The sequence below is a fragment of the Devosia sp. GW821-FHT12F11 genome (assembly GCF_058806655.1).
The window spans coordinates 193686-216076 of the sequence record NZ_JBXAPX010000009.1; the positions used below are offsets into that span (position 1 = coordinate 193686).

The 22391-nt window shown below is 64.7% G+C and carries 23 protein-coding genes; 2 read left to right on the forward strand and 21 right to left on the reverse strand.

Features of this window, described 5'->3' with window-relative positions; all coding sequences use genetic code 11:
- Positions 1–8 precede the first annotated feature (8 nt).
- The 6 genes from hfq to dusB form a co-directional block, all read right to left on the reverse strand.
- Positions 9–257, reverse strand: coding sequence for an RNA chaperone Hfq (gene hfq, locus AC1ROK_RS24240; protein ID WP_291307913.1), 249 nt, complete (start codon positions 255–257; stop codon positions 9–11).
- A 264-nt stretch (positions 258–521) separates the two neighbouring features.
- Positions 522–1901 (reverse strand): nitrogen assimilation response regulator NtrX, encoded by a 1380-nt coding sequence (gene ntrX, locus AC1ROK_RS24245; protein ID WP_492851732.1) that lies wholly within the window; start codon positions 1899–1901, stop codon positions 522–524.
- Positions 1901–4294 (reverse strand): sensor histidine kinase NtrY-like, encoded by a 2394-nt coding sequence (locus AC1ROK_RS24250; protein WP_492851734.1) that lies wholly within the window; start codon positions 4292–4294, stop codon positions 1901–1903. Before AC1ROK_RS24250 ends, ntrX begins: the two co-directional genes overlap by 1 nt.
- A 190-nt stretch (positions 4295–4484) precedes the next feature.
- Positions 4485–5933: a nitrogen regulation protein NR(I) gene (ntrC, locus tag AC1ROK_RS24255; protein WP_492851736.1), complete on the reverse strand. Its 1449-nt coding sequence runs from the start codon at positions 5931–5933 to the stop codon at positions 4485–4487.
- The gene (locus AC1ROK_RS24260) at positions 5930–7066 is read right to left on the reverse strand and encodes a two-component system sensor histidine kinase NtrB (RefSeq protein ID WP_492851738.1); all 1137 of its coding nucleotides are present in this window, start codon (positions 7064–7066) and stop codon (positions 5930–5932) included. Before AC1ROK_RS24260 ends, ntrC begins: the two co-directional genes overlap by 4 nt.
- Positions 7063–8064, reverse strand: a complete 1002-nt coding sequence (gene dusB / locus AC1ROK_RS24265; RefSeq protein WP_492851739.1) for a tRNA dihydrouridine synthase DusB — start codon at positions 8062–8064, stop codon at positions 7063–7065. Before dusB ends, AC1ROK_RS24260 begins: the two co-directional genes overlap by 4 nt.
- A gap of 172 nt (positions 8065–8236) precedes the next feature.
- On the opposite strand from dusB, the gene AC1ROK_RS24270 reads away from it, so the two are divergent.
- Together AC1ROK_RS24270 and AC1ROK_RS24275 are read left to right on the forward strand one after the other, a co-directional pair.
- A complete protein-coding gene (locus tag AC1ROK_RS24270; protein ID WP_492851741.1) occupies positions 8237–9430 on the forward strand; it encodes a bifunctional 2-C-methyl-D-erythritol 4-phosphate cytidylyltransferase/2-C-methyl-D-erythritol 2,4-cyclodiphosphate synthase in 1194 nt (397 codons plus the stop codon).
- A gap of 1 nt (position 9431) precedes the next feature.
- Complete coding sequence (locus AC1ROK_RS24275) at positions 9432–9923, forward strand: CinA family protein (RefSeq protein ID WP_492851743.1); 492 nt, start codon at positions 9432–9434, stop codon at positions 9921–9923.
- Positions 9924–10104: 181 nt separating this feature from the next.
- Here the strand turns inward: AC1ROK_RS24275 and AC1ROK_RS24280 are convergent, their stop codons facing one another.
- The 15 genes from AC1ROK_RS24280 to eno form a co-directional block, all read right to left on the reverse strand.
- The gene (locus AC1ROK_RS24280) at positions 10105–10539 is read right to left on the reverse strand and encodes a type II toxin-antitoxin system RatA family toxin (RefSeq protein ID WP_492851745.1); all 435 of its coding nucleotides are present in this window, start codon (positions 10537–10539) and stop codon (positions 10105–10107) included.
- Positions 10532–11488 carry a lipoyl synthase gene (gene lipA, locus AC1ROK_RS24285; protein ID WP_492851747.1) on the reverse strand — a complete coding sequence of 319 codons (957 nt, stop codon included), beginning with the start codon at positions 11486–11488 and terminating at the stop codon, positions 10532–10534. The genes AC1ROK_RS24280 and lipA overlap by 8 nt, the downstream gene beginning before the upstream one ends.
- A gap of 9 nt (positions 11489–11497) precedes the next feature.
- Entirely contained in the window at positions 11498–11749 is a 252-nt protein-coding gene (locus AC1ROK_RS24290) for a GlsB/YeaQ/YmgE family stress response membrane protein (protein ID WP_055877802.1), read from the reverse strand.
- Between the two features lie 120 nt (positions 11750–11869).
- Positions 11870–12127: a GlsB/YeaQ/YmgE family stress response membrane protein gene (locus tag AC1ROK_RS24295; protein ID WP_055879759.1), complete on the reverse strand. Its 258-nt coding sequence runs from the start codon at positions 12125–12127 to the stop codon at positions 11870–11872.
- Positions 12128–12183: 56 nt separating this feature from the next.
- Positions 12184–13626: a dihydrolipoyl dehydrogenase gene (lpdA, locus tag AC1ROK_RS24300; protein WP_492851750.1), complete on the reverse strand. Its 1443-nt coding sequence runs from the start codon at positions 13624–13626 to the stop codon at positions 12184–12186.
- The gene (locus AC1ROK_RS24305) at positions 13619–14221 is read right to left on the reverse strand and encodes a GNAT family N-acetyltransferase (protein WP_492851752.1); all 603 of its coding nucleotides are present in this window, start codon (positions 14219–14221) and stop codon (positions 13619–13621) included. The genes lpdA and AC1ROK_RS24305 overlap by 8 nt, the downstream gene beginning before the upstream one ends.
- Positions 14218–14661, reverse strand: a complete 444-nt coding sequence (locus tag AC1ROK_RS24310) for a hypothetical protein (protein WP_492851754.1) — start codon at positions 14659–14661, stop codon at positions 14218–14220. Before AC1ROK_RS24310 ends, AC1ROK_RS24305 begins: the two co-directional genes overlap by 4 nt.
- 77 nt (positions 14662–14738) lie before the next feature.
- Positions 14739–15383: an SGNH/GDSL hydrolase family protein gene (locus tag AC1ROK_RS24315; protein ID WP_492851756.1), complete on the reverse strand. Its 645-nt coding sequence runs from the start codon at positions 15381–15383 to the stop codon at positions 14739–14741.
- A gap of 16 nt (positions 15384–15399) precedes the next feature.
- Positions 15400–16743, reverse strand: a complete 1344-nt coding sequence (locus tag AC1ROK_RS24320; protein ID WP_492851758.1) for a pyruvate dehydrogenase complex dihydrolipoamide acetyltransferase — start codon at positions 16741–16743, stop codon at positions 15400–15402.
- 6 nt (positions 16744–16749) lie between these two features.
- A complete protein-coding gene (locus tag AC1ROK_RS24325) occupies positions 16750–17202 on the reverse strand; it encodes a nucleoside deaminase (protein WP_492851760.1) in 453 nt (150 codons plus the stop codon).
- 5 nt (positions 17203–17207) lie between these two features.
- Positions 17208–18602 (reverse strand): pyruvate dehydrogenase complex E1 component subunit beta, encoded by a 1395-nt coding sequence (locus AC1ROK_RS24330; protein ID WP_492851762.1) that lies wholly within the window; start codon positions 18600–18602, stop codon positions 17208–17210.
- A 51-nt stretch (positions 18603–18653) separates the two neighbouring features.
- A complete protein-coding gene (pdhA, locus tag AC1ROK_RS24335) occupies positions 18654–19667 on the reverse strand; it encodes a pyruvate dehydrogenase (acetyl-transferring) E1 component subunit alpha (protein WP_492851764.1) in 1014 nt (337 codons plus the stop codon).
- 128 nt (positions 19668–19795) lie between these two features.
- Entirely contained in the window at positions 19796–20191 is a 396-nt protein-coding gene (locus AC1ROK_RS24340) for an FtsB family cell division protein (RefSeq protein ID WP_492851766.1), read from the reverse strand.
- 223 nt (positions 20192–20414) lie between these two features.
- The gene (locus AC1ROK_RS24345) at positions 20415–21020 is read right to left on the reverse strand and encodes a nucleotidyltransferase family protein (protein ID WP_492851768.1); all 606 of its coding nucleotides are present in this window, start codon (positions 21018–21020) and stop codon (positions 20415–20417) included.
- Positions 21021–21068: 48 nt separating this feature from the next.
- Positions 21069–22343 (reverse strand): phosphopyruvate hydratase, encoded by a 1275-nt coding sequence (gene eno, locus AC1ROK_RS24350; protein ID WP_492851770.1) that lies wholly within the window; start codon positions 22341–22343, stop codon positions 21069–21071.
- Between the last annotated feature and the right edge of the window lie 48 nt (positions 22344–22391).

Below are 22391 nucleotides of genomic sequence, written 5' to 3' on the forward strand. Positions count from 1 at the left end.
GTTTTGTCTCAGTCCTCGCTGGTGTGCTCAGGATCGAACAGCTGGATCGGAGCACCCGGCATGATGGTCGAGATGGCATGCTTGTAGACGAGCTGCGATTGCGCGTCGCGCCGCAGCAGCAGGCAGAAATTGTCGAACCAGGTGATCACGCCCTGCAGCTTGACGCCGTTCACGAGGAAGATCGTGACCGGCACTTTCTGCTTGCGGACATGGTTGAGGAACGCGTCCTGGAGGTTCTGGGTCTTTTCGCTGGGCATTGGTTGGCCTCTTCTCGCGGGATGTTAGGCGGGACGCGAGCCACCGGCCACGCCCTGTTGGTGGGAGCAACGGCCGCCACCGCCCCTGCCCCCCTTTTATGGTTACTCTCCCATCGCCTTTGAAGTATGGCACAGAAGAATCTTAGTGCCTACCCGTACGCGCGCATGGCACCTGAGCGCTTGGGCGTTTCGTCGAAACGCCCTGTTTTCTGATTGCTCACGCTTTCGAACCTGAAAAGTCTGCAACTTTTCCTGAAAGCGCTCCTAGAGCCCCAGCGACTTGATTTTTCGATGCAAAGCGCTGCGCTCCATGCCGACGAATTCGGCGGTCTTGGAGATGTTGCCGCCGAACCGCTCGATCTGCGCCATCAGGTACTGCCGCTCGAACACCTCGCGGGCGTCACGTAGCGGCAGGCTCATTAGGTGGGCCGAGGAGTCGCTGTCGCCGACGGTTGGCAGCACTTCGCCGATATCGGGCGGCAGCATTGCAGCGGTGATCACGCCATCGGCCGGAGTCTGGTCCTTGACGAGGATCAGCAGCCGCTCGATCGAGTTGCGCAACTGGCGGGCATTGCCGGGCCAATCCTGCCCCTGCAGCACCGCCACTGCGTCGTCGCCGATCGACAGGCTCTTGAGGTTGTGCAGCCGGCAGACCTGCTCGATGAACACCTCGACCAGCGGCGGGATGTCCTCGCGGCGCTCCTTCAGCGGCGTCAGGTGCAGTGGAACGATTGACAGCCGGTGGAACAGGTCCGAGCGGAACTGCCCCTCCTCGATCAGGCCGGCGACGTTCTGTGAGCTCGACGAGATGATGCGCACGTCGATCGGCACGGCGACGGCGCCGCCGACGCGGTTGAACTTGCTCTCGACTAGGGTCCGCAGCAGCGCCTGCTGCGCCGCCTGCGGCAGGGCAGCCACTTCGGAGAGGTACAGCGTGCCGCCATGCGCCTTCTCGAGCGCGCCGACCTCGGTGCGCAGCGTTCCCGTTTTCTCGCGCGTCTCGCGGCCGAACAGCACGACTGCCACTTCCTCGGGCGAGTAGAGCGAGCAGTTGATTTCGACGAACGGCGCCTCGGCCCGGGCGCTGCGCTGGTGAATCAGCCGCGCCGAGAGGCCCTTGCCGGTGCCGGAGGAGCCCGAGATGAAGATGCGCGAGTTGGTCGGCGCCGATTTTTCGATGACGCCCTTCACCGCCTGCATGGCCTGCGAGTTGCCGACCAGCTCGACGGTCTTGTTCGAGCGCTCGCGGAGATCGGCCACCTCGTTCTTCAGGCGAGCCGCCTCCATGGCGCGCTGGGTGATCAGCAACAGCCGATCCACCTTGAACGGCTTCTCGATGTAATCGTAGGCGCCGCGCCGGATGGCGCTGACCGCCGTTTCGACGTTGCCGTGGCCCGAGATCATCACCACCGGCATATCGGGGTGCTGGCTCTGGAACTCATCCAGCAGCTGCAGGCCGTCGAGCCGGCTGCCCTGCATCCAGATATCCAGGAACACCAGGCTCGGCCGGCGCCGGGCGATCTCGTTCAGCCCGGAATCGGCGTCGTGCGCCTGCCGGGTCTGGTAGCCCTCGTCCTCGAGAATGCCCGCGATCAGGTCGCGGATGTCGTCCTCGTCATCGATAATCAGTATGTCGAGGGCCATCAGGTATTATCAACCGCTTGCAATTGCGGCTCCTCTTGCTGTCCGCTGTCAGGGTCTGCCCGACCCGCTGCGTCACTTGTGGTCTCGGTAGCGGTCTGCTGCCCCGCCACCGTCTGGGAAGCTGCTGGCTCCCCGTCGTCTGTTTCACCTGGCCGCTTGAGCGGCAGGGTGAAGGTAAAGCAGGCGCCGATGCGCCCGTTTTCGTCCGGCTCGGCGTCGATCAGGTCGACCTTGCCGCCGTGTTGTTCAATGATCTTGGCGACAATCGCGAGACCCAGGCCGGTGCCCTTCTCGCGCGTCGTCACATAAGGCTCGAGCAGCCGGTGCCGGTTCTCCTTCGGCCAGCCTTTGCCGTTGTCGGAGATGGACAGGCGAACCATGTCCCCTTCGGGGCCGGCTTCGACCGTAATCACCGGATTCTTGATGCCTTCGAGCCCTGCGCCCTCGATCGCTTCGACGGCGTTCTTGATCAGGTTGGTCAGCACCTGGCTGATCAGCCGGTTGTCGAACCAGGCAGTGATCGGCTGCTCGGGCAGCTCCATGTTGATGGTGACTTCCGGCAGGCGGACGCTCTCGAGGAACACCGCCTGACGGATCGACTCCGTCAGGTTGCCCTTTTCCAGCTTGGCTTCCGGCATGCGCGCGAACGACGAGAACTCGTCGACCATGCGGCCGATATCGCCCACCTGCCGGATGATGGTGTTGACGCATTTGTCGAAGACTTCGAAGTCGTCGGCGAGCTTACTGGCATAGCGGCGGCGCAGGCGCTCGGCGCTAAGCTGGATCGGCGTCAGCGGGTTCTTGATTTCGTGCGCAATGCGCCGCGCCACATCGGCCCAGGCGCCGGTACGCTGTGCAGAAAGCAGGTCGGTGATATCGTCGAGCGTCACGACGAACCCCTTGGATTCGGTCATCGTGCCTTCGCGGGTGAGTTGCACCTGGTAGGTGCGGTAGTCAGGGCCTGAGCCAATCTCGATCTGGTCGCGGATGGTGCCGCGGCGCGCCGACTTGGCGCGCTCGATCACCGGCGCAAGCCCCGGGATCACCTCATCGATGCGTTTGCCGACCAGCGAGATTTCGTCGGAACCGACCATCTCGGCGGCGCGCAGGTTAACCAGGGTGATGGCGCCGAACGGATCGAGCCCGACGATGCCGGCCGATACGCCCTCCACCACGGCCTCGGTGAACTGGCGACGTTTCTCGTTGGTCTCGCTGGCCTCAACCAGGGCGAGGCGCTGCGTCTTCAACTGCTGCGTCATGGTGTTGAAGCGATTGGTGAGGTCACGCAGGTCGCCCCTGCCCTCCTGCACCGGCACGCGCACGTCGAGATCCCCCTCCGAGACGCGGCTCGAGGCGATCATCAGGTTGCGGATGGGGTCGACGAAGCGGTTGGCCAGCGCGATGCCGATCCACACCGCGGCAAGCAGCAGCACCAGGGCCATGCCGATATACATGAGCGTGAAGGTGATCTGGAAAACCAGCCGGTTGCTCTCATAGTTGCGGTATTCGGTGATGTTGGCGTCGGTGAGCCGGGTGAATTCCAGCACCTCCGGGTCGACCGGGCGCGCCACGAACAGATAGGTGTTGTCGTAGCCGCGCAGTTTCACCACCGAGCCGACGAGATTGGTCCGCCCGGGGCCGATTTCCGTAGGCGTTCCCTCGACCACGCCCTGCGTCAGGCCGGCCGGCACCCGCGGCGCCGTGCCGGGCGCATTGATCTGCGCCTTCATCAGCGTGTCGCCATCGGCCGAGATCAGCGAGGTGAACGGCAGCGAGCGGGTGACGGCGAGGGCGGTCAGGATGCGCTGGAACTTGGTACGGTCGGTTTCGAAGGTGCCACGCGCCTGCTCGAGCTCGTTGGCGACCCAGATGATGTCGTCGCGCAGCACCTGCGAATGCTCGAGCAGGTAGGAGCGTGCAACGAGACGCGAGCTCTCCACCATGGTGCGCGTGCGTTCCGAGAACCACTGGTCGAGACCCTGGTTCAGCGAGATCATGGCAACGACGGCCACCAGCAACGCGGGAACGGCCGCCACTGTGGCGAACATCGCCACCATGCGAACCTGCAGTCCGGCGCCGGCCTGTCCGCGCACACGCGCCTGGACCAGCAGCGTCGCCTCGGTCAGCACCAGCGCTACCACCGAGACCACCAGCAGGCCGTTGATCACCCAGATGATCGTCCAGACCTCGGGGGTCGGCTCGATATCCGTCGCACCGGTCATGATCAGGAACGAGCCCGACGACACGAAAACCGACAACAGGACGATGATCAGGCCAATGGTGCGGATGGCCTTGCGGCCAGTGTCGCCAAACAGCAACGGACGGGTCCGTGCCGCCGAGGGCGCGGGAATCGACTCGGGTGGTGCGTCGCTGGTGAGCGTTGCGTCGTGCATCCAGAAGCCGGGTTGTGGACGGATCGCGGGCGGCCTCGCCCACTGATTCACCCTTCAAGACAATTGTTGCTGAAATGTGACACCAAGGCGTGGCGCCAATGCAACTCTCCGGCTTGAGTAGTCCCGTCGATGCATTTTCGCAACAGGCGTCTGCGGCCCGCCCGGCAATGTGATGTATCGGCGCGCTGTGTCAGCCTTGGCGGCGCGACTGCTTGACGATCTCGATCGAGTGGGCGCGGATCTTCTTGCGCAGCGTGTTGCGGTTAAGACCCAGCAGGTCGGCGGCCCGGATCTGGTTGCCGCCGCAGGCGTTGAGCGCCATGGCGATCAGCGGCGCCTCCACCCGGTCGAGCACGCGCTGGTAAAGCCCAGCCGGCGGCAGGTTCGGTTCATACTCGCGCAGCACCTGGGCGACATGGGTTTCTACCGCGGTCGAAACGTCCACCGGCCCGCTGTTGTTCTGCACCGGCTGCCGATCGGCGAGGTTGAGCTCGCTCTGGACGATCTCGAGCGAGATGTTCTCGTCGGCGTAGAGCGCCGACAGGCGGCGGACCAGATTCTCCAGTTCGCGGATGTTGCCCGGCCAGGAGTAGTTGTGCATCAGCCGGATAGCGTCGGCGGAGATGGTCTTGACCGGCTCGCCTTCGCGCTGCGCGGCGCGCAAGAAGTGCTGCACCAGATCGTTGATGTCGTCGACGCGCTCGCGCAGCGGCGGCAGGCGGATCGGCACGACGTTGAGCCGGTAGTAGAGATCCTCGCGGAACAGGCCCTGGCGGATCATCTGGCTCAAATCGCGGTGCGTCGCGGCGACGATGCGGACGTTGGATTTGATCGGCGTGCGCCCGCCGACCATGGTGTACTCGCCCTCCTGCAGCACGCGCAGCAGGCGGGTCTGGGCATCCATCGGCATGTCGCCGATCTCATCGAGAAACAGGGTGCCGCCTTCGGCCTGCTCGAAGCGGCCGGAAGAGCGGGCGGTCGCGCCGGTAAAGGCGCCCTTCTCATGCCCGAACAGCTCTGCTTCGATCAGGTCGCGCGGGATGGCCGCCATGTTGATGGCGACGAACGGTCCGTTACGGCGCTTGCCGAAATTATGCAGCGCCCGCGCCACCAGCTCCTTGCCGGTGCCGCTCTCGCCGGTGATCATCACGGTCAGATCGGTCTGCATCAGGCGCGCCAGGGCGCGGTAGATGTCCTGCATGGCCGGCGAGCGGCCGACCAGCGGCATGGTCTCGCCCGGCTCATCGGCCTTCTTTTCGGCCGGAGAGGACTTCTTGGCGTCGGCTAGGGCCCGGCCGACCACCGAGAGCACCTCGGTGATGTCGAACGGCTTCGGCAGATACTCGTAGGCGCCGACCTCGTTGGCGCGGATCGCCGTCATGAAGGTGTTCTGCGCGCTCATCACCACCATCGGCAGGTCGGGACGCAGCTTCTTGATCTTGGGCATGATGTCGAAGGCATTGCCGTCGGGCATCGCGACATCGGTGATCAGCAGGTCCCCTTCCCCGCGGCTCACCCAGTTCCACATGGTCGAGAGGTTGCCCGTCGGGCGCACCTCGTAGCCGGCCCGGGTCAGTGCCTGGTTCAGCACCATGCGGATCGCGGCATCGTCGTCGGCGAGCAGGATAGTATGGCTCATTCGGCCGGAACCTCTTGGGGGACAGTCTCAGTCACGGTGCTTTTGGCAGCGACCGGCAGCAGGATACGGAAGCGGGTGCGGCCGGGGCGGCTGTCCATGTCGACGACCCCGCCATGGTCGCCGATGATCTTGGCGACCAGCGCGAGGCCGAGACCGGAGCCGTTGGCCTTGGTGGTGACGAAGGGATCGAACAGGATCGGCACCAGATCCGGCGACACACCGGGACCGTTGTCTTCGATAACGATCTCCAGCGGCAGCGAAATGCGTTCGGACACGCCCTGCACCGAAATGCGGATGCCCGGACGGAACGCCGTCGAGAACCGGATCTCAGGTTTCGGTGTCCGTTCAAGGGCTTCTGCGGCGTTCTTCACCAGATTGAGGAATACCTGGATGAGCTGGTCGCGGTTGCCGCCGACCGGCGGCAACGACGGATCATACTCCTCATGGAAGGTGATGCCCTTGGCGACGCCATTCCTGGCGAGCAGTTTCACCCGGTCGAGGATGACGTGGATATTGATCGGCTCGCGCTCGATCGGACGATCGTCGCCGAACACCTCGACACGGTCGATCAGGTCGACGATGCGGTCCACCTCGTCGCGCACCAGGCGCGCCAGCGGCAACTCGTCGGCCGTGACGCTCTGCTCGAGCAACTGCGCTGCGCCACGAATGCCGGACAGCGGGTTCTTGATCTCGTGGGCCAGCATCGAGGCGAGGCCGGTAACCGAGCGCGCCGCGCCGCGGCTGACCAGTTGCCGGTCGATCTTGTCGGCCATGGTGCGTTCCTGGAACAGCAGTGCGATACGACCGTCGGCATCGGAGAGCGGCGAGGCGAAGACGTCCACAACCCGATCGTCGCCGACGTCGGAGAAGCGCGAGGAGCCAACCCGGACGCGGTACTCGGTCATCGGGCCACGGCGATCGGCGACCGCCTGCATCAGGCCGATAATAGGCGAGCCGAAGGCGATGAGGTCATCGAGCCGCTGGCGCGACAAGACGCTTTGCGAGGCCCCGAAGAACGCCTCGGCGGCGTAGTTGACGAAGACGATGGTGCGGTCTTCGCTACAGACAATGACGGGCTGCGGCAATGCCTGCAGCACCGCCGTGCTGAGGGCCGGCGGCGGGACCTTGCTCATGCTGCGAGCCTCCAGTCGCCTGAGTAGATATCGCCGATCATCCTGCTGACCTCGGCCGGCTCCAGCGCATTGAGCAGCTGGCTGCGAACCGGCTTGTCGAGCACGATATTGGCCGCTTCGAGATACCAATCGAGATGCTTGCGTGCGACGCGCACGCCGAGCTGGGTGCCGTAGTCGGTCAGCATGGCGTCGTAATGCCCGGCGACCAGCTCGGCCAGCTCTGCGCCAGTCGGTGCGGCCTGCGGCTCACGACCGGCCAGTTGTGCACCGATCTGCCCGACGGCCCAGGGTTGCCCCTGCGCGCCGCGGCCGATCATCACGGCGGCGGCGCCGGATTTGTCCAGCGCCTCGCGCGCCGCGGCGATACTGGTGATATCGCCATTGACGACGACCGGAACCTTCACCGCCTCGACCACCGGGCGAACCAGATCCCAGCGGGCCTCGCCCTTGTAGAACTGCTGCCGGGTGCGGCCGTGGACGGTGATCATCCGGGCTCCGGCATCAACGGCGCGCCGCGCCAGGTCGGCGGCATTCAGGCTGTCCTCATCCCAGCCGAGCCGCATCTTCACGGTGACCGGCAACGGTGTCGCGGCAACCACGGCATCGATCAGCTTCAGCGCCTCGTCGGGCACCCGCATCAGCGCGGACCCGGCATAGCCGTTGGTGACGCGCTTGGAGGGGCAACCCATATTGATGTCGATGATATCGGCGCCGGCCGCATAAGCGATCTCGGCGCCCTTCCGCATCCACTGCGCTTCGCAGCCGGCCAGTTGCACGACATGCGGCAGCGAGCCGGATTTGTTGAGGCGGCGCACCATGTCGTCATTGTTGGTGGCCAGCGCGTTGCTGGCGATCATCTCCGAGACGACAAGGCCGGCGCCAAAGCGCTCGGCGAGTTTCCGCATCGGCGCGTCGGTGATCCCGGCCATCGGCGCCAGAAAGGCGCGGTTCGGCAACTCATGACCAGCAATGCTCAATGTGCAGGCAATATCAGACACACCCTGCCCCAGATTTGCTCATTTCCACGAAATGCCCGCAGAATAGTCAAAAGCGGGCGCGGCGCAACCACATATCTCATCGGATTGCGCAATGTTCGGCACCGGGCTTGCTGCGGGGAAAACCCGCCGGTAGACCAAGCCCGCGCCATTAGGGGCGCGATATGAAACGACAATGACAGGCACAAAAACCATCGCCGTGATCGTCGTCGCTGCCGGCCGTGGTGAACGCGCCAGCAACGCCGCAGACGCGAGCCCGAAGCAGTACCGCGACCTCGCCGGCACGCCGGTGCTAAGCCGCAGCATCGCGGCATTTCTGGGGCGTGACGACGTCACCTGGGTGGTGCCGGTCATCCACTCCGAGCAGGTGGACCGCTATGCGGCACTCGGCCTGGTTGATCCGCGCCTGCTGCCGCCGGTCACCGGGGGCGAGACGCGCCAGGCCTCAGTGCTGGCCGGCCTCACTGCCCTCAGCTCCAGGCGGCCCGACCTGGTGCTGATCCAGGACGCAGCGCGTCCGCTGGTCTCGTCGGAGGTGATCGGTGGGGTGATCGAGGCACTGAAGGGCAGCGAGGCCGCCCTGCCCGTGGTGCCGGTGACCGATACCATCAAGCGGTCGGTCGACGGCCGGACGGTGGCGGCGACCGAAGACCGCAAGACACTGTTTGCGGCGCAGACTCCGCAGGGGTTTCGCTTCCCGCAGATTCTCTCGGCGCACCTCCGCGCCGGCCGGTTGCCGCGCGAGTTCACCGACGACGCGGCGATCGCCGAATGGGCGGGGCTCAGCGTGGCCCTGACGCCGGGCAGCACGCATAATCTTAAGATCACTCACCCCGAGGATTTCGCGCGCGCGGAGCGCCTGTTGGGCAAGGAGACGGCCATGGAAACCCGCATCGGCACCGGCTTCGACGTTCATCCGTTCGACAGCGGGAGTTCGGTTTGGCTGGGCGGGGTCGAGATCCCCCACACCCATAAGCTCAAGGGCCACTCGGATGCCGACGTCGCGCTGCACGCGCTGACCGACGCCATCTATGGCGCGCTGGGTGAAGGCGATATCGGCAAGCACTTCCCGCCCTCCGATCCGCAATGGAAGGGCGCAGCCTCGTCGATCTTCCTGAAGCACGCTGCCGGCCTCGTCGGCGAGCGGCGCGGGCGGATCGTCAATCTCGACATCACCATCGTCTGCGAGGCACCGCGGGTGGGGCCGCATGTCGACGCCATGAAGGCCGCCATCGGCGGGGTTTGCGGCATTTCCACCAGCCGGGTGGCCATCAAGGCCACCACCAGCGAGCAACTCGGCTTTACCGGCCGCGGCGAGGGGATCGTCGCCATGGCCAGCGCCAGCATCGAACTGCCCAGGGAGGATTGAGATGAAGCTGCCCGACGATATCGCGGCCCTCGCCGAAGAGACCATCAATGCCCTCAAGGCCGCCGGGATGACCGTGGCGACGGCCGAGAGCTGCACCGGCGGGCTGATCGCTGGCGCCCTGACGTCGATCTCCGGCTCGTCCGACGTGGTCTATGGCGGCTTCGTCAGCTACGCCAACGAGGCCAAGATCTCGATGATCGGCGTGCCGTTCGGCCTGTTGAAGCAGTTCGGTGCGGTATCGAAGGAAGTGGCAATGGCGATGGCCGACGGCGCCATTGGCGCTGCCGGCACGCACGTGGCGGTGGCGGTCACCGGCATTGCCGGCCCCAACGGCGGCAGCGCCGACAAGCCGGTCGGGCTGGTGCACTTCTCCGTGGCAACGGAGGCCGGCACGACACACCTCAAGAAGGTGTTCCCCGGCAATCGTGACGAGGTGCGCCACGCGACCGTGGTGCAGGCACTGAAGCTGCTGCTGAAGGCGGCGAAGGCCTAAGGGCTGCGGCCGCGCAACTTCTAAGCTCCGATTGTGCAACACCCACCGGTGTCATCCCAGCGAAAGCTGGGCCCCATCTATCCGCCGGTGCGGGCTGCGAGTTGGGTCCGCTTTCGCTGGGATGACATCGAGTTTTGGGCGAGCCGACGGGGCACGTCCGTGGTCGGATGCTCCCGCCCCCCTACCCGAACCGCCGGTCGGCTTCATCCTCGAAGGCGTCGATGATCTCGCTCTGCTTGGCGGCGAAGGCTGGTTCTGCGACCGCAGCGATCAGCGGGTTGGCGATCTTGAAGTCGATATCGAAGCGGATGCGGGTCCCCTCGCCTTCCGGCTCGAAACTCCACTTGCTGTCGAGATAGGCGAATGGCCCGTCGACCGCCTTGGCGGTGATGGTCAGCGCCTGCGGGTCGGCGACCACGCGGCTGGTATAGGCCTGGGTGATCGGGCCGAACTGGATGGTCATCCGCGCCAGGATGCCCTCGCCGGTGGCGTCGTCGCGCACCTCCATCGCCTTGCAGTTGGGGATGAAGCGCGGATAGGCCTCGAGGTCGGAGACCAGATCGAACATGCGCTGCGGCAAATGCGGCGAATGCCGCTCGAGGAAGAGATCAGCCATGGGCGAGTTTGGCCATCCGGTTGGCGCGGAGTTGTTCGAAATCTTCGCCGGCGTGGTGCGACGAACGGGTCAGCGGGCTGGACGAAACCAAGAGGAAACCCTTGGTCGTCGCCACGGTGGCGTAGGACTTGAACTCTTCGGGGGTGACGAAGCGCTGCACCGGATGGTGCTTCTTGGTCGGCGCCAGGTACTGGCCGATGGTCAGGAAATCGACATCGGCCGAGCGCAGGTCGTCCATCAGTTGCAGGACTTCGTTCCGCTCCTCACCGAGCCCGACCATGATACCGGACTTGGTGAACATGCTCGGATCGAGTTCCTTCACCCGCTGCAGCAGGCGGATCGAATGGAAGTAGCGGGCGCCGGGACGGACCTTCAGGTACTTCGACGGCACCGTCTCGAGGTTGTGGTTGAACACGTCGGGCTTGGCAGCCACGACGATCTCCAGCGCGCCTTCCTTGCGCAGGAAATCCGGCGTCAGGATCTCGATGGTGGTCTTGGGCGTGCGGGCACGGATGGCGCGGATGACCTGGGCGAAGTGCTCGGCACCGCCATCCGGCAGGTCGTCGCGATCGACCGAAGTGATCACCACATGCGCAAGGCCGAGCTTCTCGACCGCATTGGCGACGTTCTCCGGCTCGTTCGGATCGAGAGCGGTCGGCAACCCGGTGCGCACATTGCAGAAGGCGCAGGCGCGGGTGCAGATCTCGCCCATGATCATCATGGTGGCGTGCTTCTTACTCCAGCACTCGCCGATATTCGGGCAGCCGGCTTCCTCGCAGACGGTGACGAGACCGTTCTCGCGCACGATCTGCTGGGTCTCCTTGTAGATGGGAGAGCCCGGTGCCTTGACCCGGATCCAGTCCGGCTTTCGCAGCATCTCGTTTTCGGGCCGGTTGGCCTTTTCCGGATGCCGCGGGCGGGTGTCTATACTGTCGATCAGGGTGACCAAGAGGCGTTCCTAGCCGGCAATGAGCCTGGCAATGACGACAACGATGATAGCGCCAACCGTCGACGTGATGATCTGCGTGACGATCGGGCTCTTGATGCCGAGGTTGATATTGAGGGCAGTGAACAGATAACCGCCCACGAACGAACCGATGACGCCGCTCACCAGGTAGGTGATCAACCCGCCGCCGCCGACCACGAGACTAGCAAGGAAGCCAGCGACGAGACCGATGACGAGAAAGATGACCAGCGAGCGCGTGTCCATACGACCCATTTGAAACTCTCCCCCAAACTGCTTTTCCGGCAGACCCATTGTCTTACCCCCGTTTGACCCCAAATCGATATCGCGTCTCGACATCGCGGGTTCAACCCCGGCGGGTCCCCACTATTTGGTAATCAGCCGTGCAATCAGCAGCACCACGATGGCGCCGATGGTGGCAGTGACGATCTGGCTGACGAGCGCATTGCCGATCGGCAGCTCGACCTTGGCCAGCGTCAGCAGATAGGCGCCGACGACCGAGCCGATGACGCCGACGATCAGGTTGCGCAGCAACCCGCCGCCGCCGAGGATCAGGCTGGCGATCCAGCCGGCGACGAGGCCGATGCCAAGGAAGATAAGCAGCGAGGTGATTTCTGGCGACATGAACGGAATGTCCTCGGGTGGAACCGGGTGGTTCATTTGATCCTGGCCGATGCGGGCTAGATGTTGAGCGCGCGGCCGTAGGCGTCGAGCACCGACTCTTTCATGGTCTCAGAAAGGGTCGGATGCGGGAAGATGGTGTGAATCAACTCTTCCTCGGTGGTCTCGAGGCCCATGGCGACGACGAAGCCCTGGATCAGCTCGGTGACTTCCGCACCCACCATGTGGGCGCCGAGCAGCTCGCCGGTCTTGGCGTCGAAGATGGTCTTCACCAGGCCCTCGGGTTCGCCGAGCGCGATCGCCTTGCCATTGCCGACGAACGGGAAGCGGCCGACCTTGATCTCGCGGCCGGCCTCCTTGGCCTTGGCCTCGGTAAGCCCGACGCTCGCCACCTGCGGCTCGCAATAGGTGCAGCCCGGGACCTTGAGCTTGTCGAGGCCATGCACGCCCTTGAGGCCGGCAATGGTCTCGACGGTGATGACCGCCTCGTGTTCGGCCTTGTGGGCCAGCATCGGCGGGCCGGCGACGTCGCCGATGGCCCACACGCCCGGCACATTGGTCCGGCCGTAATTGTCGATGACGATGGCACCGCGCTCGATCTTCACCCCGAGCTTCTCGAGCCCGAGATTCTCGGTGTTGCACTGGACGCCTACCGCGGAGATCAGTGCATCGGCCGAGATGGTCAGCTTGTCGCCGGTCTTGGGCTCGATATGCGCGGTGATGCCGTCCTTGGTCTTGTCAACCTTCGACACCTTGGCGTCGGTGATGATCTTGATGCCGCGTTTTTCGAAGCGCTTCTTCACATGCGCCGCGATCTCGGCGTCCTCGACCGGCAGGATGGTCGGCAGCAGCTCGACCACCGTCACTTCGGCGCCGAGCGAGCGGTAGAACGAGGCAAACTCCATGCCGATGGCGCCCGACCCCATGATGACAAGGGACTTCGGGAACTGTGCCGGCTTCATCGCCTCGAAATAGGTCCAGATCTTCTCGCCATCGGGCTCGATGCCGGGCAGGACGCGCGGCCGCGCCCCGGTGGCGATGATGATGTGCCTGGCCTTGTAGGTGCCCTCGGGCAAAACGGTCTTCGGCTGCGGCCACTGCGGCTCGACCGGCTTCTTGGTCATCTTCTTGACCACGATCTCGCCCGGCGCCGTCAGCTGCGCCTCGCCCCAGATGATGTCGACCTTGTTCTTCTTCATCAGGAACTGGACGCCATTGTTCATCTGCCCGGCGATCTTGCGCGAGCGGTCGACGATGGCGGCAATGTCGAAGCCGAACTCACCGGCCGTGAGGCCATAGTCCTTGGCGTGGCCCATGTGGCCGTAGATCTCGGCGGAGCGGAGCAGCGCCTTGGTCGGGATACAGCCCCAGTTGGAGCAGATGCCGGCCATGTGCTCGCGCTCGACGATGGCGGTCTTCAAACCTAGCTGCGCCGCACGGATCGCGGCGATATAGCCGCCCGGACCGGCGCCGATGACGATGAGATCGTATGAGTCAGCCATGTTGTTGGTCCTTCATCATCAATAGCCAGTCGCTGCCACGAGCCGCACCGGTGGGGTACCTGCGCATCGGCCGCGACGCGGAAACCTTGAAACCCTCGCGCTCGTAGAGCTCTCTCGCCCGTACGTTCACGTCTTCTGTGATCAGCGCCAGGCCGTTGCTGCCGGCCTCGGCGCGTTTCGTCTCTGCCAGCTCGAGCAGCAGGCTGCCAACGCCGTGCCCACGCCACGGTGCATGCACCGCCAGCATCGAAATGAACCAGTGCCCGCCAGACAGCCACTCGAGCTCGACGATCGGAACCAGGAAGTCCTCGAGATCGTCCGGAAACGGGCCCATGACATCGGGCTCAGGGTAGCCGAGCAGCATGCCGACCACTTCGCCATCGCTTTCGGCGATCGTGGCATTGCGCCAGTTCAATTCATCGCGCTCGTCGAGCATATCCAGCCGACCGACCTCGATCGGGTCGTAGGTGCCCTTCGCGCGCGCATCGTGCGCCCAGCCCATGCCGATGCCGCCATGCGTCGCGATGTTGACCAAGAGCGCGATCTCGCTCGCGTCAGCCTTGGTCGCCGGGCGAATGGCGATCGGAGCAGTCAATGCACCGTCTCCCGCACCAGCAGCACCCACGTCACGGGCGCGGCCACAGCCCCGTAGGCGCCGCCACACTCCGCCCGAGCGGTAAAACCTTCATCCTCGAACCACGCAATCAGGTCCTGGGCCATGCGACCGATAATAGTGCTAACGCCGGAGAGCCGAGCCGAATTCGCACACCGGACCGCCTCATCGAGCAACAGCCGCTCCACTCCCCGGTCCAGCCAGTCCGGGTCGACACCAAACCCCTGAATGAGCCATGTACCCGCGGCGAGTGCCTCGATCTCAGCAAGCGGGCCGTGTTCGATCCGCACGAACGCCCGCGGCCGTGATGCCTCGCCTTCAACGGCACGCCCGGTGAGCATGCCAATTTTCTGACGATTGGACTCTGCCCACGACACAGTCGAGACTTTTCGATCCCCGCCGCCTGTACCCGGCATGGACATGCCGTTCTCCCACGCACATCTCGGCAGTGGCTGACGAAAATCGTCCGGCTCCGCACCGCGAATGGCGACCGGGGCAGTCACAGGCCCAGTACCTGTTTGACCAGCGGTGCGAGACCCTCGCCGATGGCGCGGGTGTTGGCGGCGTCGAGATGCACGCCGTCGGCCGGATGCGCTTCGGCGACGGTCGAGGCATCGAAGAAGCCGGCGCCGTATTCATCGGCGCGCAGCTTGTACCAATGGGCAAGAAGCTTCGATTGGCCGATCGCCGCGTCGCCGAAATGCAGCAGCATTTCCGGATGATCGGTATCGCGGATATGCGGCGGCGCCACGAGGATGATCTTCGGCATCACGTCGGTCGGCTTGACGTAGTGGCCGCGAACGATCTGCACCAGCCGGCGCATGCCGTTGGCGGCCTCCTGCGCCGTGCGGCCGTGGAACGGCTTCAGGTCGTTGGTGCCCAGCATGATGATGACCAGGTCGAGCGGCGAGTGCGACTCGAGCAGCGTCGGCAGCAGCCGCGCGCCGTTGCGATCGGCAGCTGCCCAGCCGTCATTGTGCACGGTGGTGCGGCCGCCCAGCCCTTCGGCGATGACCCGCGCCTTGCCGTCGAGCGCGCTCTCGAGGGCGGTCGGCCAGCGATCCTCGTAGGGGTGGCGTAGGCCGCCCGGGATCGGGTTGGCGCCGAACGTCAGGCTGTCGCCGAAAGCGAGGATGGTCTTCATGGTGAAGCCCCTGCACTCAAGCCAGCATCATTACGGGGTTTTCGATCAGGCCCTTGAACGCCGCCAGCACTTCGGCGCCGAGCGCGCCGTCGACGGCGCGGTGATCACAGCTGAGGGTGACAGTCATAAAGTTGGCGACCTTCACCTGGCCCTTCTCGGCATAGACGCGTTCCTCACCGACGCCGACCGCGAGGATGGTGCCATGCGGCGGGTTGATGACGGCCTGGAAGTTCTTGATGCCATACATGCCGAGGTTCGACACCGAGGAGGTACCGCCCTGGTATTCCTGTGGCATCAGCTTCTTGGAGCGGGCTCGGCCGGCAAGATCCTTCACTTCCTCGGAGATCTGGCGCAGCGACTTGGTATCGCAGGACTTGACCACCGGGGTGAACAGCCCGCCCGGCACGGCCACTGCAACCGCCACGTCGGCGTGCTTGTGGTAGAGGATGCAGTCCCCGGCCCAGGTGGCGTTAGCGGTCGGCACCTTCATCAGCGCCGCGGCCCAGGCCTTCATGACGAAGTCGTTCACCGAGAGCTTGTAGGCGGGCTTGCCGTCCTTGACGGGCGCGGCGGCATTGATCTGTTCGCGGGCTTCGAGCAGCGCGTCGATCTTGCAGTCGAGCGACAGGTAGAAATGCGGAATGGTCTGCTTGGCCTCGGTAAGGCGCGCCGCGACGACCTTGCGCATCCCGTCATTGGGGACGATGTCATAGCTGCCCTCGGGATAGAGGGCCATGACCTGCGCCTTGCTCATGCCGCCGGCGAGAGCCGCGCCCCCACCGGAAGCTGCGGCGGACGCGGGGGCCGGAGCGGCCTTCAGCGGTGCCTTGCCGGATCTGGCGGCTTCGACGTCGGAACGGACCACGCGGCCATGCGGGCCCGAGCCTGAGATGGCGCCGAGCTCGATGCCGGCTTCCTTGGCGAGGCGCTTGGCCAGTGGCGAGGCGAAAACGCGAGCGCCGTTTGCTGCCGGAGCAGCGGCAGGCTTCACCGGCGCGGGGGCCGGGGCCGCAGCAGGAGCCGGTGCGGCGGCAGGAGCCTCGGCCTTCGCCGGTTCCGGAGTCTTGGCGGCGGGTGCGACGGCAGGCGCCGGGGTCTTCACGTCGGCAGCGGTCTCCCCTTCGGTGAGGATGACCGCGATCACTGCGTTGACCTTCACGTTCTCGGTGCCCTCCGGAACCACGATCTTGCCGATCTTGCCCTCGTCGACCGCCTCGACTTCCATCGTCGCCTTGTCGGTCTCGATCTCGGCGATCACGTCACCGGAGGAGACGCTATCCCCTTCCTTGACGTGCCACTTGGCGAGCTTGCCCTCTTCCATGGTGGGAGAGAGCGCGGGCATGGTGATGTTGATGCTCATGGTGCCTTACTCGCCGATATCTTCGTTCCAGAGTTGCGGATGCTTCTCGATGAAATCCGCCATCATGTGCTCGCAGCGCTCCTCGTGGTAGTCCACCACGTCAACGCCGGCCAGTGACAGAACATCCTGGAAGCCTTTGAAATTCTTCGATTCCGCCACGACCACGCGGGCAATACCGAACTGGATGATGGTGCCGGTGCACATCATGCAGGGGCTGAGCGTGGTGTAGCAGGTCACATCCTTGTAGGTGCGCTGCCGGCCGGCGTTCTGAATCGCATCCATTTCGCCGTGCAGGATCGGATCGCCCTTCTGCACGCGGCGGTTATGGCCACGGCCGATGATCTGGCCATTGCGCACCAGCACCGAGCCAATCGGGATGCCGCCCTCGGAGAGACCCAACTGGGCCTCCTCATAGGCTGCGTCGAGGAACTTCCGATCAAGCTCTGCCTGCGCAACCATCAGGGTCAGCTCCTGTAGGTCACGGCGTTCACCGCCGCGATGACCTCGTCGACACTCGGCAAAGCCAGCTTTTCAAGGTTGGCGGCGTAGGGCATCGGAACGTCCTTGCCAGTGACGCGGGTCGGCGGGGCGTCGAGGTAGTCGAACGCCTCGGCAGTGACGACGGCGGAGAGCTCCGCACCGATACCGCCCTGCGGCCAGCCTTCCTCGACAGTGACGAGGCGACCGGTCTTCTTGACCGACTCGATGACGGTCTTGGTGTCCATCGGACGCAGGGTACGCAGGTCGATCAGCTCGACATCGACGCCAGCAGCGACAAGCTTTTCGGTCGCCTGGGTGGCGTAGCGCATGCCCATCGAGAACGAGACGATGGTCACGTCCTTCCCCTGCCGCGCGATACGCGCCTTGCCGATCGGCAGCACGTAGTCGTCAACCTTGGGCACGAGGCCGGTCGAACCGTAGAGGATTTCGTTCTCGAGGAAGACGATCGGGTTGTTGGAGCGGATCGCCGCCTTGAGCAGTCCCTTGGCGTCGGCTGCGCTATAGGGCGCGACGACGTAGAGGCCGGGCACGTGGCTGTACCAGGCCGAATAGTCCTGGCTGTGCTGCGCGCCGACGCGGGCGGCAGCGCCATTGGGGCCACGGAAGACGATCGGCGCGGTGACCTGACCGCCGGACATGTAAAGCTGCTTAGCGGCGGAGTTGATGATCTGGTCGATCGCCTGCATGGCGAAGTTCCAGGTCATGAATTCGACGATCGGCCGGAGGCCAGCAAAAGCCGCGCCGACGGCGAGACCGGCAAAACCGTGCTCGGTGATCGGGGTGTCGACAACGCGCTGCGGACCGAACTCCTGCAGGAGGTTCTGGCTGATCTTGTAGGCGCCCTGGTACTCGGCCACTTCCTCGCCCATGAGGAAGATGTCCTTGTCGCGGCGCATCTCCTCGGCCATCGCCTCGTTCAGGGCCTGGCGAACGGTCATTTCGACCATCTCGACGCCTTCAGGCAGATCGGGATCAGATGCGGCTTCGAGGATGGATACCGGGGCGACGCCCGCTGGCGCCGTCGGCGTCGGTGAAGCCACGGCTTCCGCAACCGCCGCAGCGGAAACAGTCTCCGGCGCGCGCTGCGCCGGCTGAGCGCTGACGTCGCCCGGCTCCTCGCCTTCACCTAGAACGACGGCGATCGGGGCGTTCACCTTCACGCCCTCGGTGCCCTCGGGGACGATGAGCTTGTTCACCACGCCGCTATCGACGCTCTCGACCTCCATGGTCGCCTTGTCGGTCTCGATTTCGGCCAATACGTCGCCGGGCTTTACTGTGTCGCCTTCCTTGACCAGCCATTTCGAGAGTTTCCCCTCTTCCATGGTCGGCGAAAGGGCGGGCATGAGAATTGTGGGCATTCAGGGGGTCTCCAGCGGGAGATCGAAAGGGAAACGCGGGAATAAAGCCGATCAGGCGGGAGCGTAGATGTCGGTCCAGAGCTCCGACGCGGCCGGCTCCGGATCGGAAGTGGCGAAATCGGCGGCTTCGGTGACGATGGCGCGGATCTCGGTTTCGAGCTCCTTGAGGCTCTCCTCGGTGCCGTAACGCTTCTCGAGGATGCGCTGCTTCACCTGCTCGATCGGATCGTGCTCGGCGCGCATGGTCGAGACTTCGTCCTTGCTGCGGTACTTCGCCGGGTCGGACATGGAATGACCGCGGTAGCGATAGGTGAGCATTTCGAGGATGTAGGGGCCCTTGCCCGAGCGCGCATGCTCGATGGCGCGCTTGGCGGCGTCATAGGTCATGCGGACATCCATGCCGTCCACCTGCTCGCCCTCGATGCCGAAGGAGATGCCGCGCTTGGAAAAGTCGGGCTGGCCTGAGGCGCGCTCGACCGAGGTACCCATGCCGTAGCGGTTGTTCTCGACGATGTAGACCGCCGGCAGATTCCAGAGCTTGGCCATGTTGAAGCTCTCGTAGACCTGGCCCTGGTTGGCCGCGCCGTCGCCGAAATAGGAGATCGAAACGGTGTTATCGCCGCGATACTTGCTGGCAAACGCCAGCCCGGTGCCGAGCGACACCTGGGCGCCGACGATGCCGTTGCCGCCGTAGAAGCGATGCTCGTTGGAGAACATGTGCATTGAGCCGCCCTTGCCCTTCGACAGGCCGCCCTGGCGGCCGGTCAGCTCTGCCATGACGCCCTTGGGGTCGAGCCCCATGACCAGCATGTGGCCATGGTCGCGGTAGCCGGTGATCTGAGCGTCCTCGCCCTTCTTCGACGCCATGGTGACGCCGGTGACGACGGCTTCCTGGCCGATATAGAGGTGACAGAAGCCGCCGATCAGGCCCATACCGTACATCTGGCCGGCCTTCTCCTCGAAGCGACGGATCAGCAGCATTTCGCGGTAAGCGGCGAGTTCCTGTTCCTTGGTGAGTTCGGGGACATTGGACTGGGCCGTTTTGGCCGCCGCTTTACGCGCCATGGGCGAGAGCTCCGGAATAGGGATAAGCCGCATCGATGTCGCACGGCATGGAGAGCCGCGAACCGGCGGAGCTTAGCGCAATAATGTGACGGAGGCGAATCCGCGTAGCGTATGAAGAAACGGCGCTATCAGTCTATGCCGTCTTCGATAATTCCGCTTAACTGATCTGTGGTTGATGCAGCAGATGAACCCGAAAGCGGTTTACCGGTTCGAGGATCGACCATCACCACGATGTCATCGGCCTGGGCCATCGAGAGCAGCGCCCTCGCCCGCTCCGAGACCAGGTCCGGGTCCATCCGGGTGGTTTGGAACAGGTCGATCCGGTGGCGGAACGAGTCGATCTCGGCCTGCAGCGCACCAGACTTGGCGCCGAGTTCGTCGATCTCGGCCTCGAGCACATCCTGGCTCTCGATGCCGAACTGCCCGGTGACGACACTGTAGCCGAGATAGCCCTGAAAGGCGACAAGTCCGAGCGCGAGGGCGACATGGCGCCAGAAGGCAGGACGTTTCAAACGGGTGGGCATGGACGAGCTTCGCCTGGTTCTCTTGCAGGCCTTTATAGTTCACCGTGGCTTAACGGGTGGTTGCGGGGTGAGCACCCACCGGCGTCATTCCTGCGAAGGCGGGAACCTAGTGGGATGCCTGCAGTAGCAACGGAGTGCTGAGAGATCGCACTGGGTCCCCGCCTTCGCGGGGATGACGCCGGTGGATTGGGCGGCATCGCGAAGGGAGCCCAGTCTATTTAGCCTACCAAGCCTCCACAACAATCTCTGGCCACACCGTCCTCGCCCGCTCCGCCTTTTTCTCGTGCGTGGCGCGGTTGTTCATCCGCCGGTTCGGCACGAGGCGGAAGCTGAACAGGTCGTCGAGACCGAAGGGGACGTAAAGCTCGATCTCCCCTCTGTCATCGAGCCGCGCGCCGACGGCGTGGGTGAGCGAGGCAAAGCGGTCGATGGCTTCACGCGACGAGTTCAGCGCCGGATAGGGCTCGCCGAAGCGCTCGGGGTACCACAGGTGCACCCGCGCCTGGTTGCGCAGTTGCACCGGCAGCGGCAGGCCGGCGAAGGCATGATCGGCGCGCTTGATGGCGCGGTCCTCGGCCTCGTAGCTCAGGTCCGAGGCGTCGAAATAGAAGAGGTCGATGTCGTTGATACCGGTCAACGGCGGCCGCCCTGTCAGGTGGTTCCAGACCGTGTTGTAGATGGCGCCGGAGACCAGCCAGCTGTCGGGCAGGTGCAACGCCGGCAGCCGCTCGAGCACATCCATCAGCAGCGGCGTGGCGCGGATGATGTCGCGCAGAGCTTCGGCCTGGGTGGCGGCGGGCAAGCCCGCATATCGGAGGTGGTCGGTCATCAGGCGACGGTAGCCGATTCAGCTACCGCCGCGTGTCAGGGTTTTAGATCAGGCCTTCAAAATGCTGCGGCCGGCATACTTGGCCGAGGTGCCGAGCTGCTCTTCGATGCGGATCAGCTGGTTGTACTTGGCCAGCCGGTCGGAGCGGGAGAGCGAGCCGGTCTTGATCTGCCCGCAGTTACAGGCAACGGCGAGATCGGAGATCGTCGAGTCCTCGGTTTCGCCCGAGCGGTGCGACATCACCGAGGTGTAGGCGGCGCGGTGGGCGGTATCGACGGCGTCGAGCGTCTCGGAGAGCGAGCCGATTTGGTTCACTTTGACGAGGATCGAGTTGGCGACCCCCATCTTGATGCCGGAGCGCAGGCGCTCGGTGTTGGTGACGAACAGGTCGTCGCCGACCAACTGCACCTTCTTGCCGAGCAGGTCCGTGAGCGCCTTCCAGCCCTCCCAGTCGTCCTCGGCCATGCCGTCTTCGATGGTAATGATCGGGAAGCGGTCGACGAGGCCGGCGAGGAATTTGGCGTTGTCTTCCGACGACAGCGTCTTGCCTTCGCCTGCCATGGCGTACTTGCCGCCCTTGAAGTACTCGGTCGAGGCGCAGTCGAGGCCGAGATAGACGTCCTTTCCGGCGGTGTAGCCGGCCTTTTCGATCGACTTGACGATGTACTCGAGCGCCGCCTCGGCCGACTTGAGGTTGGGCGCGAAGCCGCCCTCGTCGCCGACATTGGTGTTGTGGCCGTCGGCCGCCAGACCCTTCTTCAGGGTGTGGAAGATCTCCGAGCCGATCTGCACCGCATGCGCGATGCTCTCGGCGCCGACCGGCAGGATCATGAATTCCTGCATGTCGATCGGGTTATCGGCATGGGCGCCGCCATTGATGATGTTCATCATCGGCACCGGCAGGACGTGGGCGTTGGGGCCGCCGACATAGCGGTAGAGCGGCAGTTCGCTCGATTCGGCTGCTGCCTTGGCGACGGCGAGCGAAACGCCGAGGATGGCGTTGGCGCCCAGCCGCGACTTGTTCGGGGTGCCGTCGAGTTCGATCAGGGCGCGGTCGACGCCAATCTGGTCGAGCGCGTCGAGACCCTGGATCTCGGCGAAGATCTCGGTATTGACGAAGTCGACCGCCTTGGTGACGCCCTTGCCGAGGAACGGCTTGCCACCGTCGCGGAGTTCCACGGCCTCATGCGCGCCGGTCGAAGCGCCCGAGGGCACCATGGCGCGGCCAAAGCTGCCGTCATCGAGCACCACATCCACCTCGACGGTCGGGTTGCCGCGGCTGTCGAAGACCTGCCGGCCGGTGATGTCGATGATGGTAGACATGTGCGTGACCCCTTGTCCGTGCAATCGATTGCTCGGCCCTTGTTAGAG

What these genes read in the sequence shown, in the direction of transcription:
- hfq (WP_291307913.1), bottom strand. Translation starts at nt 257, where the DNA reads ATGCCCAGCGAAAAGACCCAGAACCTCCAGGACGCGTTCCTCAACCAT.
- ntrX (WP_492851732.1), bottom strand. Translation starts at nt 1,901, where the DNA reads ATGGCCCTCGACATACTGATTATCGATGACGAGGACGACATCCGCGAC.
- AC1ROK_RS24250 (WP_492851734.1), bottom strand. Translation starts at nt 4,294, where the DNA reads ATGCACGACGCAACGCTCACCAGCGACGCACCACCCGAGTCGATTCCC.
- ntrC (WP_492851736.1), bottom strand. Translation starts at nt 5,933, where the DNA reads ATGAGCCATACTATCCTGCTCGCCGACGACGATGCCGCGATCCGCATG.
- AC1ROK_RS24260 (WP_492851738.1), bottom strand. Translation starts at nt 7,066, where the DNA reads ATGAGCAAGGTCCCGCCGCCGGCCCTCAGCACGGCGGTGCTGCAGGCA.
- AC1ROK_RS24270 (WP_492851741.1), top strand. Translation starts at nt 8,237, where the DNA reads ATGACAGGCACAAAAACCATCGCCGTGATCGTCGTCGCTGCCGGCCGT.
- AC1ROK_RS24275 (WP_492851743.1), top strand. Translation starts at nt 9,432, where the DNA reads ATGAAGCTGCCCGACGATATCGCGGCCCTCGCCGAAGAGACCATCAAT.
- AC1ROK_RS24280 (WP_492851745.1), bottom strand. Translation starts at nt 10,539, where the DNA reads ATGGCTGATCTCTTCCTCGAGCGGCATTCGCCGCATTTGCCGCAGCGC.
- AC1ROK_RS24290 (WP_055877802.1), bottom strand. Translation starts at nt 11,749, where the DNA reads ATGGACACGCGCTCGCTGGTCATCTTTCTCGTCATCGGTCTCGTCGCT.
- AC1ROK_RS24295 (WP_055879759.1), bottom strand. Translation starts at nt 12,127, where the DNA reads ATGTCGCCAGAAATCACCTCGCTGCTTATCTTCCTTGGCATCGGCCTC.
- lpdA (WP_492851750.1), bottom strand. Translation starts at nt 13,626, where the DNA reads ATGGCTGACTCATACGATCTCATCGTCATCGGCGCCGGTCCGGGCGGC.
- AC1ROK_RS24310 (WP_492851754.1), bottom strand. Translation starts at nt 14,661, where the DNA reads ATGTCCATGCCGGGTACAGGCGGCGGGGATCGAAAAGTCTCGACTGTG.
- AC1ROK_RS24315 (WP_492851756.1), bottom strand. Translation starts at nt 15,383, where the DNA reads ATGAAGACCATCCTCGCTTTCGGCGACAGCCTGACGTTCGGCGCCAAC.
- AC1ROK_RS24320 (WP_492851758.1), bottom strand. Translation starts at nt 16,743, where the DNA reads ATGAGCATCAACATCACCATGCCCGCGCTCTCTCCCACCATGGAAGAG.
- AC1ROK_RS24325 (WP_492851760.1), bottom strand. Translation starts at nt 17,202, where the DNA reads ATGGTTGCGCAGGCAGAGCTTGATCGGAAGTTCCTCGACGCAGCCTAT.
- AC1ROK_RS24330 (WP_492851762.1), bottom strand. Translation starts at nt 18,602, where the DNA reads ATGCCCACAATTCTCATGCCCGCCCTTTCGCCGACCATGGAAGAGGGG.
- pdhA (WP_492851764.1), bottom strand. Translation starts at nt 19,667, where the DNA reads ATGGCGCGTAAAGCGGCGGCCAAAACGGCCCAGTCCAATGTCCCCGAA.
- AC1ROK_RS24340 (WP_492851766.1), bottom strand. Translation starts at nt 20,191, where the DNA reads ATGCCCACCCGTTTGAAACGTCCTGCCTTCTGGCGCCATGTCGCCCTC.
- AC1ROK_RS24345 (WP_492851768.1), bottom strand. Translation starts at nt 21,020, where the DNA reads ATGACCGACCACCTCCGATATGCGGGCTTGCCCGCCGCCACCCAGGCC.
- eno (WP_492851770.1), bottom strand. Translation starts at nt 22,343, where the DNA reads ATGTCTACCATCATCGACATCACCGGCCGGCAGGTCTTCGACAGCCGC.